This window comes from Leucobacter tenebrionis, assembly GCF_019884725.1.
In the GTDB taxonomy this organism is placed as follows: Bacteria; Actinomycetota; Actinomycetes; order Actinomycetales; family Microbacteriaceae; genus Leucobacter; species Leucobacter tenebrionis.
Genome location: NZ_CP082322.1, coordinates 2,854,928 through 2,870,387 on the forward strand (window position 1 = coordinate 2,854,928; position 15,460 = coordinate 2,870,387).

The 15,460-nt window shown below is 69.9% G+C and carries 11 protein-coding genes and 1 tRNA gene; 8 read left to right on the plus strand and 4 right to left on the minus strand.

Annotated features, from left to right (window positions below):
- The first annotated feature begins 110 nt into the window (after nucleotides 1-110).
- On the plus strand, nucleotides 111-1,838 hold the full coding sequence (gene hutU, locus KVY00_RS13155) for a urocanate hydratase (RefSeq protein WP_223043325.1): 1,728 nt from the start codon (nucleotides 111-113) through the stop codon (nucleotides 1,836-1,838).
- A gap of 28 nt (nucleotides 1,839-1,866) precedes the next feature.
- Nucleotides 1,867-3,180: an amidohydrolase family protein gene (locus KVY00_RS13160; protein WP_223043326.1), complete on the plus strand. Its 1,314-nt coding sequence runs from the start codon at nucleotides 1,867-1,869 to the stop codon at nucleotides 3,178-3,180.
- A 178-nt stretch (nucleotides 3,181-3,358) separates the two neighbouring features.
- Here KVY00_RS13160 and KVY00_RS13165 read toward each other — a convergent pair whose 3' ends face one another.
- Together KVY00_RS13165 and hutH are read right to left on the minus strand one after the other, a co-directional pair.
- The gene (locus KVY00_RS13165) at nucleotides 3,359-4,147 is read right to left on the minus strand and encodes an IclR family transcriptional regulator (protein ID WP_223043327.1); all 789 of its coding nucleotides are present in this window, start codon (nucleotides 4,145-4,147) and stop codon (nucleotides 3,359-3,361) included.
- A gap of 161 nt (nucleotides 4,148-4,308) precedes the next feature.
- Nucleotides 4,309-5,901 (minus strand): histidine ammonia-lyase, encoded by a 1,593-nt coding sequence (hutH, locus tag KVY00_RS13170; protein ID WP_223043328.1) that lies wholly within the window; start codon nucleotides 5,899-5,901, stop codon nucleotides 4,309-4,311.
- Nucleotides 5,902-6,026: 125 nt separating this feature from the next.
- Between hutH and KVY00_RS13175 the strand changes: the two genes are divergently transcribed.
- Together KVY00_RS13175 and typA are read left to right on the plus strand one after the other, a co-directional pair.
- Nucleotides 6,027-6,986 (plus strand): arginase family protein, encoded by a 960-nt coding sequence (locus tag KVY00_RS13175; protein WP_223043329.1) that lies wholly within the window; start codon nucleotides 6,027-6,029, stop codon nucleotides 6,984-6,986.
- Nucleotides 6,987-7,106: 120 nt separating this feature from the next.
- The gene (gene typA / locus KVY00_RS13180; RefSeq protein WP_223043330.1) at nucleotides 7,107-9,011 is read left to right on the plus strand and encodes a translational GTPase TypA; all 1,905 of its coding nucleotides are present in this window, start codon (nucleotides 7,107-7,109) and stop codon (nucleotides 9,009-9,011) included.
- 101 nt (nucleotides 9,012-9,112) lie between these two features.
- On the opposite strand, the gene KVY00_RS13185 is transcribed toward typA, so the two are convergent.
- Complete coding sequence (locus tag KVY00_RS13185) at nucleotides 9,113-10,765, minus strand: amidohydrolase (RefSeq protein ID WP_223043331.1); 1,653 nt, start codon at nucleotides 10,763-10,765, stop codon at nucleotides 9,113-9,115.
- Between the two features lie 191 nt (nucleotides 10,766-10,956).
- Between KVY00_RS13185 and KVY00_RS13190 the strand changes: the two genes are divergently transcribed.
- A tRNA-Pro gene (locus KVY00_RS13190) sits at nucleotides 10,957-11,033 on the plus strand.
- Between the two features lie 35 nt (nucleotides 11,034-11,068).
- On the opposite strand, the gene KVY00_RS13195 is transcribed toward KVY00_RS13190, so the two are convergent.
- Nucleotides 11,069-11,596, minus strand: a complete 528-nt coding sequence (locus KVY00_RS13195) for an acyl-CoA-like ligand-binding transcription factor (RefSeq protein WP_223045326.1) — start codon at nucleotides 11,594-11,596, stop codon at nucleotides 11,069-11,071.
- A 210-nt stretch (nucleotides 11,597-11,806) separates the two neighbouring features.
- Here KVY00_RS13195 and KVY00_RS13200 point away from each other — a divergent pair, with 210 nt between their 5' ends.
- From KVY00_RS13200 to KVY00_RS13210, 3 genes are all read left to right on the plus strand, one after another.
- The gene (locus KVY00_RS13200) at nucleotides 11,807-13,471 is read left to right on the plus strand and encodes a GMC family oxidoreductase (protein WP_223043332.1); all 1,665 of its coding nucleotides are present in this window, start codon (nucleotides 11,807-11,809) and stop codon (nucleotides 13,469-13,471) included.
- 61 nt (nucleotides 13,472-13,532) lie between these two features.
- Nucleotides 13,533-14,585, plus strand: coding sequence for a 2,3-butanediol dehydrogenase (locus KVY00_RS13205; RefSeq protein ID WP_223043333.1), 1,053 nt, complete (start codon nucleotides 13,533-13,535; stop codon nucleotides 14,583-14,585).
- 242 nt (nucleotides 14,586-14,827) lie between these two features.
- The gene (locus tag KVY00_RS13210; RefSeq protein WP_223043334.1) at nucleotides 14,828-15,460 is read left to right on the plus strand and encodes a response regulator transcription factor; all 633 of its coding nucleotides are present in this window, start codon (nucleotides 14,828-14,830) and stop codon (nucleotides 15,458-15,460) included.

Genomic DNA, 15,460 nt, shown 5'->3' on the forward strand with positions numbered 1-15,460 from the left:
GTCCGTGATCCCGGACGCCTCCCCGGTGAACCGCATTGTCGTCGGCCGTCCGGCGCGCTGGAATGGGGACATGATCCCGCGTTCCCGCGGACCCGACGAAAGGATCACCCATGGCTCTCCCCGGCGCCCGCCCCGTCCGCGCCCCGCGCGGTACCGAGATCACGGCCAAGAGCTGGCAGACGGAGGCCCCGCTGCGCATGCTCATGAACAACCTCGACCCCGAGGTCGCCGAGCGCCCCGACGACCTCGTCGTCTACGGCGGCACCGGCAGGGCCGCCCGCAGCTGGGAGGCCTACGACGCGATCGTCGACACCCTCCGCGACCTCGAGGAGGACGAGACCCTGCTCGTGCAGTCGGGCAAGCCGGTCGGCGTGTTCCGCACCAGCAGGTGGGCGCCGCGCGTGCTCATCGCGAACTCGAACCTCGTGGGCGACTGGGCGACGTGGCCCGAGTTCCGCAAGCTCGAGGCCGAGGGCCTCATGATGTACGGGCAGATGACTGCGGGATCGTGGATCTACATCGGCACCCAGGGGATCCTGCAGGGCACCTACGAGACCTTCGCCGCCGCCGGCCGCAAGCTGCAGGGGCAGAACCGCATCGAGGCGGTCGAGGGCAAGGGCTCCCTCGCGGGCACCATCACGCTGACGGCCGGCTGCGGCGGCATGGGCGGCGCCCAGCCGCTCGCGGTCACGCTCAACGACGGCGCCTGCCTCATCGTCGACGTCGACAGGACCCGGCTCGAACGACGGGCGGGCAAGCGCTACCTCGACGAGATCGCGGGTGATCTCGATGAGGCGCTCGCCACGGTGCAGCGGGCGAAGCGCGAGCAGCGCGGCTGGTCGGTCGGCCTCGTCGGCAACGCGGCGGAGGTGTTCCCCGAGATCCTGCGCCGTCACCGCGCCGGCGAGATCACGATCGACCTCGTCACCGACCAGACCAGCGCGCACGACCCGCTCTCGTATCTGCCGATCGGATACCGCGTCGAGGATCGCCTCGAACGGGCTGAGGCCGATCCCGAGCAGTTCACCCGCGACGCGCAGGCGTCGATGGCCGCGCACGTCCGGGCGATGGTCGAGTTCCAGGACGCGGGCGCCGAGGTGTTCGACTACGGCAACTCGATCCGCGACGAGGCGCGCAAGGGCGGCTATGATCGCGCCTTCGAGTTCCCCGGCTTCGTGCCCGCCTACATCCGGCCGCTGTTCTGCGAGGGCCTCGGACCGTTCCGCTGGGCGGCGCTCTCGGGCGATCCCGAGGACATCCGGGTCACCGACCAGGCGCTCAAGGAGCTGTTCCCCGATAACGCGCATCTGCACCACTGGCTCGACGCCGCGGAGGAGCGCGTCGAGTTCGAGGGACTGCCCGCCCGCATCTGCTGGCTCGGCTACGGCGAGCGCCACAGGGCCGGTCTGCTCTTCAACCGGCTGGTCGCCGAGGGCCGGGTCTCGGCCCCGATCGTCATCGGCCGCGACCATCTGGATTCGGGATCGGTCGCCTCGCCGTACCGTGAGACCGAGGCGATGGCCGACGGATCCGACGCGATCGCCGACTGGCCGCTGCTCAACGCGCTGACGGCCGCCTCCTCCGGGGCGACCTGGGTGTCGATCCACCACGGAGGCGGGGTCGGGATGGGGCGCTCCATCCACACCGGCCAGGTGTCGGTGGCCGACGGCACGGAGCTGGCCGCCGAGAAGCTCGAGCGCCTGCTCACCAACGATCCGGGCATGGGGGTGATCAGGCACGTCGACGCCGGCTACGAGCGCGCCGCCGAGACCGCCGCGGAACGCGGGGTGCGAGTGCCGTTGCCGCCGACCATCCGCAACCACGACCGCGCCTGGTAGGCCGCGTGCGGCGAAGGCTGGGAGAGTGATGACTCGCACACTGCTGATCGAGAACATCGGCGAGCTGACGACGAACGACCCGGAGATCGGGGAGGGGATCGGGGGCCGCCTGCACGACGCCGCCGTGCTGATCGACGGCGAGCGGATCGCGTGGGTCGGCCCGGCGGCAGCGGCCCCGGCCGCGGACGAGCGCTTCGACGCCGCGGGCCGCGCGGTGCTGCCCGGCTGGGTCGACTCGCACACGCATCTGGTGTTCGGGGGCGACCGCACCGCGGAGTTCGAGGCGCGCATGGCGGGCGAGGCCTACGCCGCCGGGGGCATCAACGTGACGGTCGAGGCGACACGGGCGGCGTCCGACGCGACGCTCGCCGCGAACCTCGAGCGGCTCGTCGCCGAGGCGCGACGCGGCGGCACCACGACGCTCGAGACCAAGACGGGTTACGGGCTCACCGTCGCCGACGAGGTGCGCGCCGCCCGCCTCGCGGGTGAGCAGGTCGACGCGATCACCTTTCTCGGGGCGCACGTGGTGCCGGCGGGGGAGGATCCCGCATCCTATCTCGACCTCGTCACCGGCCCGATGCTCGACGCCGTCGCACCCCACGTGAGCGCCGTCGACGTGTTCTGCGAGACCGGCGCCTTCGACGAGGCCGCGTCGCGCCGCGTGCTCGAGACGGCGCTCGCCGCCGGCCTCGACACCCGCGTGCACGGCAACCAGCTCGGCCACGGACCCGGCGTGCAGCTGGCCGTGGAGCACGGCTCCCTCAGCGTCGACCACCTCGGATACCTCAGCGACGACGACATCGCGGCGCTGGCCGGCTCGTGGCGCGACGTCGCGGGGTTGGAGTCGGGAGCGGGCTCCGGGTCGGGATCGGGATCCGGGTCGGGATCGGGCTCCGGGTCGGGATCGGGATCCGGGTCGGGGGCGCGCGGCACCGTCGCCACGGTGCTGCCGGCGTGCGACCTCTCGACCCGCGTGCCCCTGGCCCCGGCTCGCGAACTGCTCGACGCGGGAGCCGTGCTGGCGATCGCGTCGAACTGCAACCCGGGCACGTCGTACACCAGCTCGATGGGCTTCTGCGTGGCGACCGCCGTGCTGCAGATGCGGCTCACGGTGCAGGAGGCCGTGCGCGCGGCGACACTCGGGGGCGCGATGGCGCTCGGCATGCACGAGGACGGCTGGCGGGATCCGCGCGGCGTCTCTCAACCGCGCGTCGGCGTCGTGGAGCCCGGTGCCCGGGCCGACCTGCAGCTGCTCGAGGCACCGTCGGCGACCCACCTGGCCTATCGGCCGGGGATGCCGCTCACCGCGGCGGTGTGGCGGGCCGGAGCGCGGATCGTGTAGGAGGATCGCGCCCCGCGGTGATCGAGCCGGCCCGTTCTGTGCGAGCCGGCCCACGATTCACGCAAGTTTTGGGCCGACTCGATAATTTCTGGCCGGCTCGCTGCGGGGCCGGGAGGGGGAGGGGCCGCATGCGGCGCGAGGCCGACTCGCTGTATGGCGGGGAGTGCGCGGATCCGGATCACCGCGCGGTCGCGGCGGCCCGGCCGTAGATGCGGGTCGAAAGCGTCTCCGCGGTTCGCCGGACATCGTCTGCGAGACCCGCGAGTGCGTCGTCGGCGATCTGCTCGTCGGGAAACGTCACGGCGATCGCTGCGACGGGCCAGCCTCGATGGTCGAGCACGGGCACGCCGACTGAGGTGAGCCCCGGCGTGACGGATCCGCGCTCGAGCGCGAAGCCGCGCGTCACGGTCTCGTCGAGCACAGCGCGCAGCTTCGAGTAGCGGTCGATGCCGTCGTTCGATTCGTGCCGGTGCGAGAAGGCGTTCTGATCTGGAAACAGTGCACGGGCCTGCGCTTTCGGCAGTGCCGCGAGCACCGCGCGCCCGCTCGCGGTGAGGTGCATGGGCAGGCGCACATCGACGTCGGTGATGAGCGGGGGCGAGCCCGGAGCCCGCTCCTCGATCACGTAGAGCACGTCGCGCCCGTGCGGCACCGCGAGGTGTCCGCTCATGCGCGCCCGGTCGACGAGGGCTGCCAGGAGCGGGCGTCCGATGCGCGCCAGCGGCTCCTGGCGGGCGTAGGCCGAGCTCAGTTCGACCGCGGCGATCCCGAGGCCGTAGCGCTTCTCCTCGGGGAGGTGCATCACGAAGCCGTGCTCCTGCAGCGTGGCGAGCAGGTGATAGACGGTCGACCGGGGCAGTTCGAGCTGGGCCGCGATCATGCTGGCGGGCAGCGGCCCCCGCGAACCCGCGAGCAGGCTCAGGATGCGCAGCGTGTGATCCGCCGCGGGCACCTTCGGAGTCGCCATGGATCGAAGCCTACCTTTCCGCCCCGCGCGCCGCGCCTTCACCTCGCCCCGTGCTCCCGCGGCGCCCGCGGATTCGACTCGGGCTCCTCCCGTCGAGACCGCCTGCAGCCGTCGGTATTGCAGACGGTCTCGACGGCGAGAGGCTGCCTCGATATCCATTCTCAGGCGAGCGGGGTGCCCAGCCGGGCCTCGACGGCGTCGAGCACGCTCCGGTTCGCGACGAACTCGTGCGCCGCCGCGATGTCGGGGGAGAGAAAGCCGTCCGTGTCGGGCGCGGCGATGCGGCTGCGGAACAGCGCGTGCACCGCCGCGGTCGGGGCAGCCGGCGAGCCGGATTCGGGATCGGCGGAGCGGAAGTCGAGGGCCCGCGTCGAGGCGAGCAGCTCGATCCCGAGCACCCGCGCGAGGCCGTCGAGCGCGCGGCGCAGTTTGCGGGCCGCGTGCCAGCCCATCGAGACGTGGTCCTCCTGCATGGCGGACGACGGGATCGAGTCGACCGACGCGGGCGCTGCGAGACGCTTCAGCTCGGACACGATGCCGGCCGCCGTGTACTGCGCGATCATGAGGCCCGAGTCGAGGCCGGCGTCGGCGGCGAGGAAGGGCGGGAGGCCGTGGTTGCGCGCCACGTCGAGGAAGCGGTCGGTGCGGCGCTCGCTGATCGAGGCGACATCGGCCGCAGCGATCGCGAGGAAGTCGAGCACGTAGCCGACGGGTGCGCCGTGGAAGTTGCCGTTCGATTCGACGCGGCCGTCGAGGGTGACGACCGGGTTGTCGACGGCCGAGACCAGTTCGATCTCGGCGACGCGCGCCGCGTGGCCGACGGTGTCGCGTGCGGCGCCGTGCACTTGCGGGGCGCAGCGGAGCGAGTAGGCGTCCTGCACCCGCGTGAACTCGCCGTCGCGGGGGCGCTGGATCAGACCCGATCCCTCGAGCACCGCGCGCATGTTCGCGGCCGCCGCGGCCTGACCGGGGTGCGGCCTGAGGGCCTGCAGATCGGCGGCGAACACGGAGTCGGTGCCGGTGAGGGCCTCGACGCTCGCTGCGGCCGCGACGTCGGCGGTGCGCAGCAGCGCGGTGAAGTCGTGCAGTGCGAGGCAGAGCATGCCGAGCATGCCGTCGGTGCCGTTGATGAGGGCGAGGCCCTCCTTCTCGGCGAGCACCAGGGGGCGGATGCCGGCCGAGGCGAGCGCATCGGCGGCGGGGATCGGTGCCGCCTGCGGATCCTTCGCGGTCCTCACCGACCCCTCGCCCATCAGCGCGAGAGCGCAGTGGGCCAGCGGGCTGAGGTCGCCCGAGCAGCCGAGGGAGCCGTACTCGTGCACCACGGGTGTGATGCCGGCGTTGAGGATCGCGGCGTAGGTCTCGACGACCTCGGGCCGCACGCCGGTGCGCCCGCTCGCGAGGGTGTTCAGGCGCAGCAGCATGAGGGCGCGCACGACCTCGCGCTCGACCTCGGGGCCGGCGCCGGCGGCGTGCGAGCGGATCAGGCTCCGCTGCAGCTGCTGGCGCTTCTCCGCGGGGATCTGCACCTTCGCGAGCGCGCCGAAGCCCGTGGAGACGCCGTAGTGAGGGCGGGTGTCGTTCGCAAGATCCTCGATGATGCGGCGGCTCTCGGCGACGCGGGCGAGGGCCTCGGCCGACACCTCGACCCGCGCGTCGTGGCGCGCGACGGCCACGACGTCTGCGACGGTGAGGGGAGCGGAGCCGAGCTCGACGGCGGATGCGGCGGGTGCAGCGGATGCGTTCGCGTTCATGTGTTCGATCACATCGCAGCGGAGGGCCGCGTTCCAGGGGTTTCGCGCGCGTTGCGTCCGGGATTACAGACGGTGGGCGGCGGATCGGCGCTGCCCCCGCACCCGGGGCTGTTAGCGTCGCAGGCATGAGCACTGAAGCCCCCGAAGCACGTCCGCTCTCGCACGATCCCGCATGGCCGCGCACCGGCGCCTGGCCGCCCGTCGACGGCGCGCCGGCCGACCTCGTGATCGTGGGCATCCCCACCTCGCAGACCTCGCTCTCGCCGAGCAACGCGCACGAGACCCCGGCCGCGGTGCGGGAGGCGCTGCGCCGCTACTCCAGCCACCTCGTCGCCCAGGGAGCGCCGGGCGAGCGCGGCGACGAGGCCGAGTGGGTGCTCGACGAGGCGCTCAGGATCGTCAACGCGGGCGACCTCGCGGATCCCGACACCGAGGCGGGGGAGCGCGCGGCCGTCGAGCGCGTGCAGCAGCTCGCCGCGAGCGCGCAGCTGCTCGTCGCGCTTGGCGGCGACAACGCCCTTACGGTGCCCGCGGCGCTCGGCGTCGCGGGCGACGACCTCGCGACGGCCGGCCTCATCACTCTCGACGCGCACCACGACCTGCGCGACGGGCGCAGCAACGGCTCACCCGTGCGGCGGCTCGTCGAGGCCGGGCTGGATCCGCGGCGCATCGTGCAGATCGGGATCGCCGACTTCGCGAACTCCCGGGCCTACCGGCAGCGGGCCAAGGATCTCGGGGTCACGGTGATCCACCGCGACGAACTGCGCACCCGCCCCCTCGCCGAGATCGTCGACGAGGCGCTCGAGGTCGCGGGCGCGGGCGGCGGGCCGATCCATGTGGATCTCGACGTGGATGTCTGCGACCGCTCGGTGGCGCCGGGATGCCCGGCGTCGATCCCGGGCGGCATCGGCGCCGACGAACTGCGGATCGCCACCCGTCTGCTGGCCTCCGACGCGCGTGTGCGCGGCATCGACATCGCCGAGGTCGACGCGAGCGCCGATGCCGCCGACGGTCGCACGGTCCGCCTCGCGGCGCTGCTCGTGCTCGAGGCGGCCGCCGGTCTCGCCGCGCGCCTCGGCCGCTGAGAAACGTTCGGCGCCGGGCCGGGTTCGCACGCCGGGCCGGTTCCCCGGCGTCCAGGGGAGTTCGCAGGCTCGCCATGTATCATTGAACGTTCGCTGTTTCACGTTCGTTAGGAACCATCTATGGCTCTCGCCACTCGCGAAGACCTCCGCAACGTCGCCATCGTCGCACACGTCGACCACGGCAAGACCACCCTCGTCGACGCCATGCTGCGTCAGACCAACTCCTTCGACGCGCACGCCGAGGTCGACGACCGGGTCATGGACTCGAACGACCTCGAGCGCGAGAAGGGCATCACGATCCTCGCGAAGAACACTGCGATCACCTACGAGGGGGCGCACGCGAAGAACGGCCCCATCGTCATCAACGTGGTCGATACCCCGGGTCACGCCGACTTCGGCGGCGAGGTCGAGCGCGCCCTGTCGATGGTCGACGGCGTCGTGCTGCTCGTCGACGCATCCGAGGGCCCGCTGCCGCAGACCCGCTTCGTGCTGCGCAAGGCGCTCGAGGCGAAGCTGCCGGTGATCCTCGCGGTCAACAAGACCGATCGCCCCGACGCGCGCATCGAGGAGGTCGAGGGCGAGGCGCAGGATCTCCTGCTCGGTCTCGCCTCGGACCTCTCGGAGGATCACCCCGACATCGATGTCGACGCCGTGCTCGACGTGCCCACCGTCTACCTCTCGGGCCGCGCCGGCGCCGCGTCGCACAACCGTCCGGCCGACGGCGCCCTGCCCGACAACCCCGACCTCGAGCCGCTGTTCGAGACGATCCTCGAGCGCGTGCCCGCCCCCAGCTTCGACGACGAGCACCCGCTGCAGGCGCACGTCACCAACCTCGACTCCTCGCCGTTCCTCGGCCGCATCGCGCTGCTGCGCGTGCACAACGGGTGGATCAAGAAGGGCGAGACTGTCGCCTGGGTGAAGCACGATGGCAGCGTGCAGAACGTGCGCATCACCGAGCTCATGCTCACCAAGGCACTCACCCGCTACCCGGCGGAGAAGGCCGGCCCCGGCGACATCGTCGCGATCGCCGGCATCGAGGACATCACGATCGGCGAGACCATCGCCGACGCCGAGGACGTGCGCCCGCTGCCGACCATCACGGTCGACGAGCCCGCCATCTCGATGACCATCGGCGCGAACACCTCGCCGCTCGTCGGCAAGATCAAGGGTCACAAGCTCACCGCGCGCATGATCAAGGATCGCCTCGACCGCGAGCTCATCGGCAACGTGTCGCTGCGCGTCGTCGACACCGGTCGCCCCGACGCCTGGGAGGTGCAGGGCCGAGGCGAGCTCGCGCTCGCGATCCTCGTCGAGAACATGCGCCGCGAGGGCTTCGAGCTGACCGTGGGCAAGCCCCAGGTGGTCACCAAGATGATCGACGGCAAGAAGCACGAGCCCTACGAGCACCTCACGATCGACACCCCCGAGGAGCACCTCGGCGCGATCACGCAGCTGTTGGCTGCGCGCAAGGGCCGCATGGAGAACATGGTGAACAACGGCACCGGCTGGGTGCGCATGGAGTTCATCGTGCCCTCGCGCGGTCTCATCGGGTTCCGCTCGGAGTTCATGACCATCACGCGCGGCACCGGCATCGCCAACGCGATCGCCCACGGCTACGGCGAGTGGGCCGGCACCATCACCACCCGCAACAACGGCTCCATCGTGGCCGACCGCGCGGGTGTGGCGACGCCGTTCTCGATCATCAACCTGCAGGAGCGCATGAGCTTCTTCGTGCAGCCCACCGAAGAGGTGTACGAGGGCATGGTCATCGGTGAGAACTCGCGCTCCGAGGACATGGACGTGAACATCACCAAGGAGAAGAAGCTCACCAACATGCGCTCCTCCACGGCCGATACCTTCGAGTCGATGACGCCGCCCCGCAAGCTCACGCTCGAGGAGTGCCTCGAGTTCGCCCGCGAGGACGAGTGCGTCGAGGTGACCCCCGAGCACGTGCGCATCCGCAAGGTCGAGCTCGAGGCGACCGCCCGCGCCCGCGCCGCGTCGCGTCTCAAGAACCAGAAGTAGGCGCGCTGCGAAACGGGAGTCCCGAATTGCTGTCTCGAATGTGACGGAGGCAGCAGTTCGGGACTCCCGTTTTTGCGTTTGGCGCTCAGCGGTTCGGGCCCTCAGGTGCGCGGGAACCCCTCGCCGCCCACGACCGTGAGCACCGGTGTCGCCTCGCGCAGCACCTCCGCACCGTCGGCGAAGGGGTCGACGTCGAGCGCGGCGAAGTCGGCGCGGCGCCCGATCCCGAGTACACCTCGGCTGTCGCCCCACCCGCAGGCGACCGCGGCGTCGCGGGTCGCGGCGACCAGGGCTCGCGAGAGCTCCAGGTGCAGCGCCGGGTGGTTCGCCGGGAGGTCGGGGCGGCCGGGGGAGCGGCGCGTGACCGCGATGAAGATGTTCGGAAGCGGGGCGTACGGGGCGGTGGGCGCGTCGGTTCCGAGCGCGATCAGCGCCCCGGCGTGCTCGAACTCGGCCCACGGGTAGCCGCGCTCGACGCGGTCGTCGCCGAGCTGCCGCCGCCAGGCGCCCTGCACCGCCGGGTCGGAGTGCACGGGCTGCACGGAGGCGACCGTGCCCGACGCTGCGATCCGGTGGGCGGCGCGACGATCCACGAACTCCAGGTGCTCGATCCGGTGCCGCGGGCCGTCGCCGCCGTTCGCGCGTCTGGCTGCCTCGATCGCGTCGAGGGCGAGGTTCACGGCGGCGTCGCCGATGGCGTGCATCGCGACCTGCAGGCCGGCGGCGTCCGCCGCGACGACGACGGGTTCGAGGAGCTCGCGGGTCCACAGCGGAGCGGGCTGCGAACCGTCGGAGAACGGCGCGGACATGGCCGCCGTGCCGCTGTCGATGACCCCGTCGATCCACACCTTGATGCCCGCGATGCGCAGCATCGGATCGCGCTCACCGCGCTCGAGGGCTCGGGCCGCGATGCGGTCACGGGTCTCGACGGCCCGCTGCAGCTGCTCGCGCAGCAGACGCGGATCGGCGGAGGTCTCGACGCGCAGGTAGCCGGCGACGGGGATCGGCAGAGCGTCTGCGTCCCATGCCCGCTCGAGCGCCTCGAACTCGGCGCGGCGCAGGCCGAGATCGGCGACCGCGGTGGTGCCCGCCGCGCGATAGCTCTCGAGGGCCCGCAGCACCGCCGTGTCGCGAACGGTGTCGTCCTCGAGACGCTCGACGCCCCCGCGCATGAGCACGAGCGCCGCGGTCTCGAGCAGCAGTCCGGTCGCCTCGCCCTCTGCGTCGCGCACGATCGTGCCGCCCTCGGGATCCGGAGTCTCCCGATCGATACCGAGCTCGCGCAGAGCGGCCGTGTTCACCCAGCCCGAGTGCAGATCGTTCGACACCAGGTAGACGGGCCGGTCGGCGACGACCGCGTCGATCATGCGGCGATCCGGCTGCGCCCCGGCGAGCGGCTCCAGCAGCCAGCTGCGGCCGAGGATACGGTCGGCGTCGGGTGCGGCGTCGACCGCCTCCAAGACCCTGCGCTGCACCTCGGCGAGGTCGGGTGCATCGAGCAGGTCGACCTGCGAGAGCGAGCGGCCGAGGTTGACGAGATGGCTGTGCGCCTCGACGAAGCCGGGGACGACGAGCGCGCCGTGCAGCTCGACTACGTCGGCGGCAGCGGGATGGTGCGCTGCCAGCTGGTCGGCGGCGAGGGTGGAGCCGACGAAGCGGATCCTGCCGCCCTGCACCAGCAGGGACTCGGCCCAGGGCTGCTCATCGTCGGCGGTGAAGATGCGCCCGCCGCGGTAGTGGGTGAGCGATGCCATGGGATCTCCGGTTCTCTGCGGCCGTCACGGGAACGCAGCAAGACTATAGCGTGGGTCGGCACGTCTGCCCCGGCCGGCGGGATGCGGCATCGCCGGGCTCGAGTCAGCGGGTGTTCCGGCCGCTCCCGCGCGCCTCGTTTTCGTTTTTCGCGGGGAACGCGCTAGAGTAATCCTCGCGTGAAAAACGCAATCGGGATGTGGCGCAGCTTGGTAGCGCACGTCGTTCGGGACGACGGGGTCGCAGGTTCAAATCCTGTCATCCCGACCACAAAGCCGCGGAAACTCAAGGGTTTCCGCGGCTTTTTAGGTTGTAGAACTGGAACCGAATCCCCTTGCCAGAGCGATGAGTGCGGAATCGAGGTAGCTGGCCAGGGTGTCGTCGGGATGCGCGGCCCATTCCTCGAATGCTGCGCGGCAGGCGGCGAGCGTTGTTCGCCCGACGACGACGCAATAGAGCGACGTAGCTGGCTGCCCTAGTCGTTTTCCGGCGAACTCGCTGATGATGTGCTCCCAGGCCGCTAGGTAGTCGGTTGCGACGGCGTTGAGCGCTGGTTCTGAGGCGAGGAGATTGACGAGCATGCGTTGCTCGGGGTTGTCCAGCTCCGGGTATTGAATGCCCGCGATGACGGCATGGCGGAGGGCGTCCATCATCGGAAGGCCGCTGGGTGCGGTGTCCAGTTCCGCCTGGAGGGAACGTTTCTGTGACTCGAACAGGGACCCTAACAAGGCGGCCTTCGAGTTGTAGTAGCGGAAGTACGTTCGCTCGGTGATCCCAGCTTCTCTGGCGATCTGCGCGACCGTGGTGTTCTCGAACCCGTGGTCGGTGAACATCCTCAGACCGATACTGCGTAACTCGTGAGCGCTCGTGGAGCGAGGGCGTCCCCGGGTCCGGGCTCCCTCGGATAGGTCATCTGCGGCGTCTGTCATTCTTCGATCCTCTCAGGTGCACCGTGTCGCAACTGCGGATCCTTGCATTATGTCTGTGACTGACAATAATAGAGGCTAGGTGCATGGGCGACACGGACGAGCAAGGGAGCTGTCATGGAGCAATACGATGTCATCGTCGTCGGCGGAGGATCTGCGGGTGCCGCCTTGGCCGGTCGGCTGAGTGATACCGCCGGCAGATCGGTACTGTTGCTCGAAGCGGGTCCCGACTACGCGCGGATCGAGGACTTCCCGCTGGAAATCCGACGGGCCAACGTGTCGTCCGCCTTGGCTCCGGGTTCGCCGTTCGGGTGGCCGATCGTGACCCAATGGACGGCCGGTGCGCGGATGCCGTTGCCGCGTGGACGGATTATCGGCGGGGGCAGTTCGGTCAACGGTGCGTACTACGTGCGTGGCCTAGCCGCGGACTTCGATCGGTGGGCGGAATCGGGAAACCCGCAGTGGTCCTTCGATAAGGTCCTTCCGTTCTTCCGCGAGGGAGAGAGCGACCGCGAGTTCGGTGCCGACGAGGCCGCGCACGGTTCCACAGGCCCCCTGCCGATCACCCGGGCGATGCCCGGGCAGATGAGCCCGATCAGCGAGCACTTCTTCCAAGCATGCCTAGATCTCGGCGTCGAGGAGGATCGCGACAAGAACGGACTTCACACCGGTGACGGTGTCGGTGCCCTGCCGGCGAACATCCAAGATGGAGTGCGATTCAACTCGGCCATGGCTCACCTGACGCCACGACGAGGTCGCCCCAACCTCACCGTACGTGGTCACGCGTTGGTGGAGCGAGTGCTCATCGAGGGCCGGCGAGCCGTCGGAGTCCGGGCGGTCGTCGGCGGCAAACGCCAGGTGATCCGCGGAGAGGAGATCATCCTGTCGGCCGGGGCTGCGAAGAGTCCTCACCTGCTGATGCTGTCGGGTATCGGTCCCGCTGACGAGTTGCTCGCCCACGGCATCACCGTGGTGCAGGATCTTCCCGGCGTCGGGAGAGACTTCATGGACCATGCGGAAGTGCTTGTCGGGTACAAGGCCGCAGATGTCCCTCTCCCCGTGCCGAACGATACCGCCCTCATCGAAGCAGTAGCGCACCGGACAGCCGAGGGTTCGGACTTCGGGAGCGATCTCGAGATCATGCCGATGACTCTGCCCTTGATGGACGCCACGATGGGCAGGGCCGCGGGCATCTCGCAGGCCAAAGCCATGGCTTCGATGGCGAGCCACCCGATCGGTGCGTTCAAGGCTGTACGGAGAGCCGACCTGTCATCGATGGTCCGGATGACCTCGTCCATGGGAGCGAACGCGTTCATCGTGTCCGTACTCAATCCGCTCAGCCGTGGCCGAATGACTCTGACCTCCGCCAACCCGTCCGTGTTCCCGCGCTCGGAGCATCGCTCCTTCAGCGATCCGGAGGACCGCCGGCGGATGCGTGAGGCGATCCGATTCACCGTCGAGCTGATGCGCACCTCCGCGTTCGCTCCGATGGTCAGGCAGATCTCCCCGCAGCTTGTTGACGTGATCGGATCTGACCGGGATCTCGATCGCTGGATGCTGCTCAACCCCGCCCCCAGCGGACACCTGATGGGCACCTGCAAGATGGGGCCCTCGTCAGACCCGGGCACCGTGGTCGATGAGCGCTGCCGCGTGCACGGCATCGACAATCTCCGTGTCGTGGACCTGTCCATCGCCCCGGATCTGCTGCGCAGGGGACCGAACGCGACCGCGATGATGATGGGTGCACGCGCGGCCGACCTCATCGACGCCGAAACCGCGTAATCCGGCCGTCGATCCGCCCAGAATGCCACACGAAATCCACTCCGACCAGAACGGTACACACATGAAGACAGCGCTGCTCTACGGCCAGGAAGACCTCCGAGTCGAAGAGGTCGCCGAGCCGACGCCCGGCCCCGGTCAAGTGAAGCTGCAGAACGCCTACGCAGGGATCTGCGGCTCCGATCTCCACTTCTTCTACCACCCAGAGACACTCCCGCTCGACCCGAACCAACCACATCCGCTCACGGGGGCGAAGCTTCCGCAGACTCTCGGCCACGAGTTCGCCGGTACGGTGGTCGAGGTCGGCGAAGGCGTTACGAAGGTGCGCGTCGGCGACCGAGCCGCGGTCTACCCGCTGGTGGCTTCCTGCGGCGAGTGTGCGGCGTGCCGTGCGGGGATCTTCTTCGCCTGCCCTCTCATGGCGTCCCTCGGCGCGAGCGCCAACGGAGGAGGTCTGTCCGAATACGCCGTCGTGGATGCCTCGAACCTGCACGTCCTCCCCGAGAACGTCAGCCTGCAGATGGGCGCGCTCGTCGAACCGATGGCCGTCGCCTGGCACGCCGTCGAGCGAAGCGGTGTGGTCGCCGGAGGCACCGCACTCGTCGCGGGAGCCGGACCCATCGGGATCGGGGTCTGGTTCGCGCTCAAGGCGCGCGGAGTAGAGCGGGTGCTCGTATCAGAACCGAGCGAGCAGCGTCGCGCGATCATCGCATCTTTGGGCGCCACCGTCGTCGACCCGGTCAACGCCGACCTCGCCGATGCAGTCGCGACGCTCACCGACGGACAGGGCGTCGACGTAGCCATTGACGCTGCCGGGGCCGGTGCCGCTATCAATTCGGCATTGACGAGCCTGACACCAGGAGGACGGCTGGTGGTGGTCGCGCTCCACGAGCAACCCATGGAGTTCCTGCCCACCCAACTGATGATGGGAGAGACTGAGATCGTCGGCGCCGTCGGCCACCGCCCCGACGACTTCGACACCGTCATCAGCGCCATGGCCAGGGGCGTCTACGACACCACCGGGTGGGTCGACGAGACTCAGCTCAATGACGTCGTCGAAGCGATCCAAGCGCTGCGCAACGGAGCCGGCGCCAAAATCCTGGTAGCGCTCGGCTGACAACCAGCTCCTTGAGGACTAAACCAGGCCCTCGAGGACTAAACCTGGCCCTCGAGGACATAGCTGCGTCACGAAGTCTTCAACAGCGCACCCGTACTCCAACGCCCTGCCCCACCACGCTGATCAGCCGGGAGTCGAGGAAGCTATCCGCCCCATCCGTCGACCACCCGAACGCATAGAATCATGTGTAAAGATTAGGAGCCGTCGGCTCGCAAGCTCCGAACAGTGAGGTGCCTGAGCGGATGATTCGCATCGGTATTGTCGAGGATCATCCTGCGATGACGCTCGGGACGGCGACCGTGCTCAATGCTCGCCCGGACCTCCGTGTCGTTGCCGCAGGGAAGACCGTGCGAGAGCTTCTCGCTCGGCGGCAAGCATTCGATGTGGTGCTGCTGGACCTCACGCTCAATGACGGAACGACGCCCGCTCAGAACATCGCCGCTCTGAACGCCAAGAACCCGGTTCCGATTCTGGCGTACACCGCCGGCGACCGGCCCGGGTTGATCCGAGAGGCGGCGCGCGCAGGCGTGGCCGGCATGGTGCGTAAATCGGAGACACCGGAGGCGGTTGCGCAGGCGGTGCGCCGGGCTGTAGCGGGCGACGTGGTCTCCACGGCCGATTGGGCCGCCGCGCTCGAGTCCGACCCGAACCTCGAGGCCGCCGGGCTGACGCAGCGCGAAACGGAGGTCCTCTCCCTCTATGCCTCGGGGGAGACCGCCGAACGGGTGGCCGAATTCCTCGGGATCTCGGTGGAGACCGTGATCGACCACATCAAACGGATCAGGCGGCGCTATGCCGCGGTGGATCGTCCCGCACCTACGAAGATCGATCTGTTCAGGCGCGCGCGAGAGGACGGGCTGATTCCGGGCGCGTGA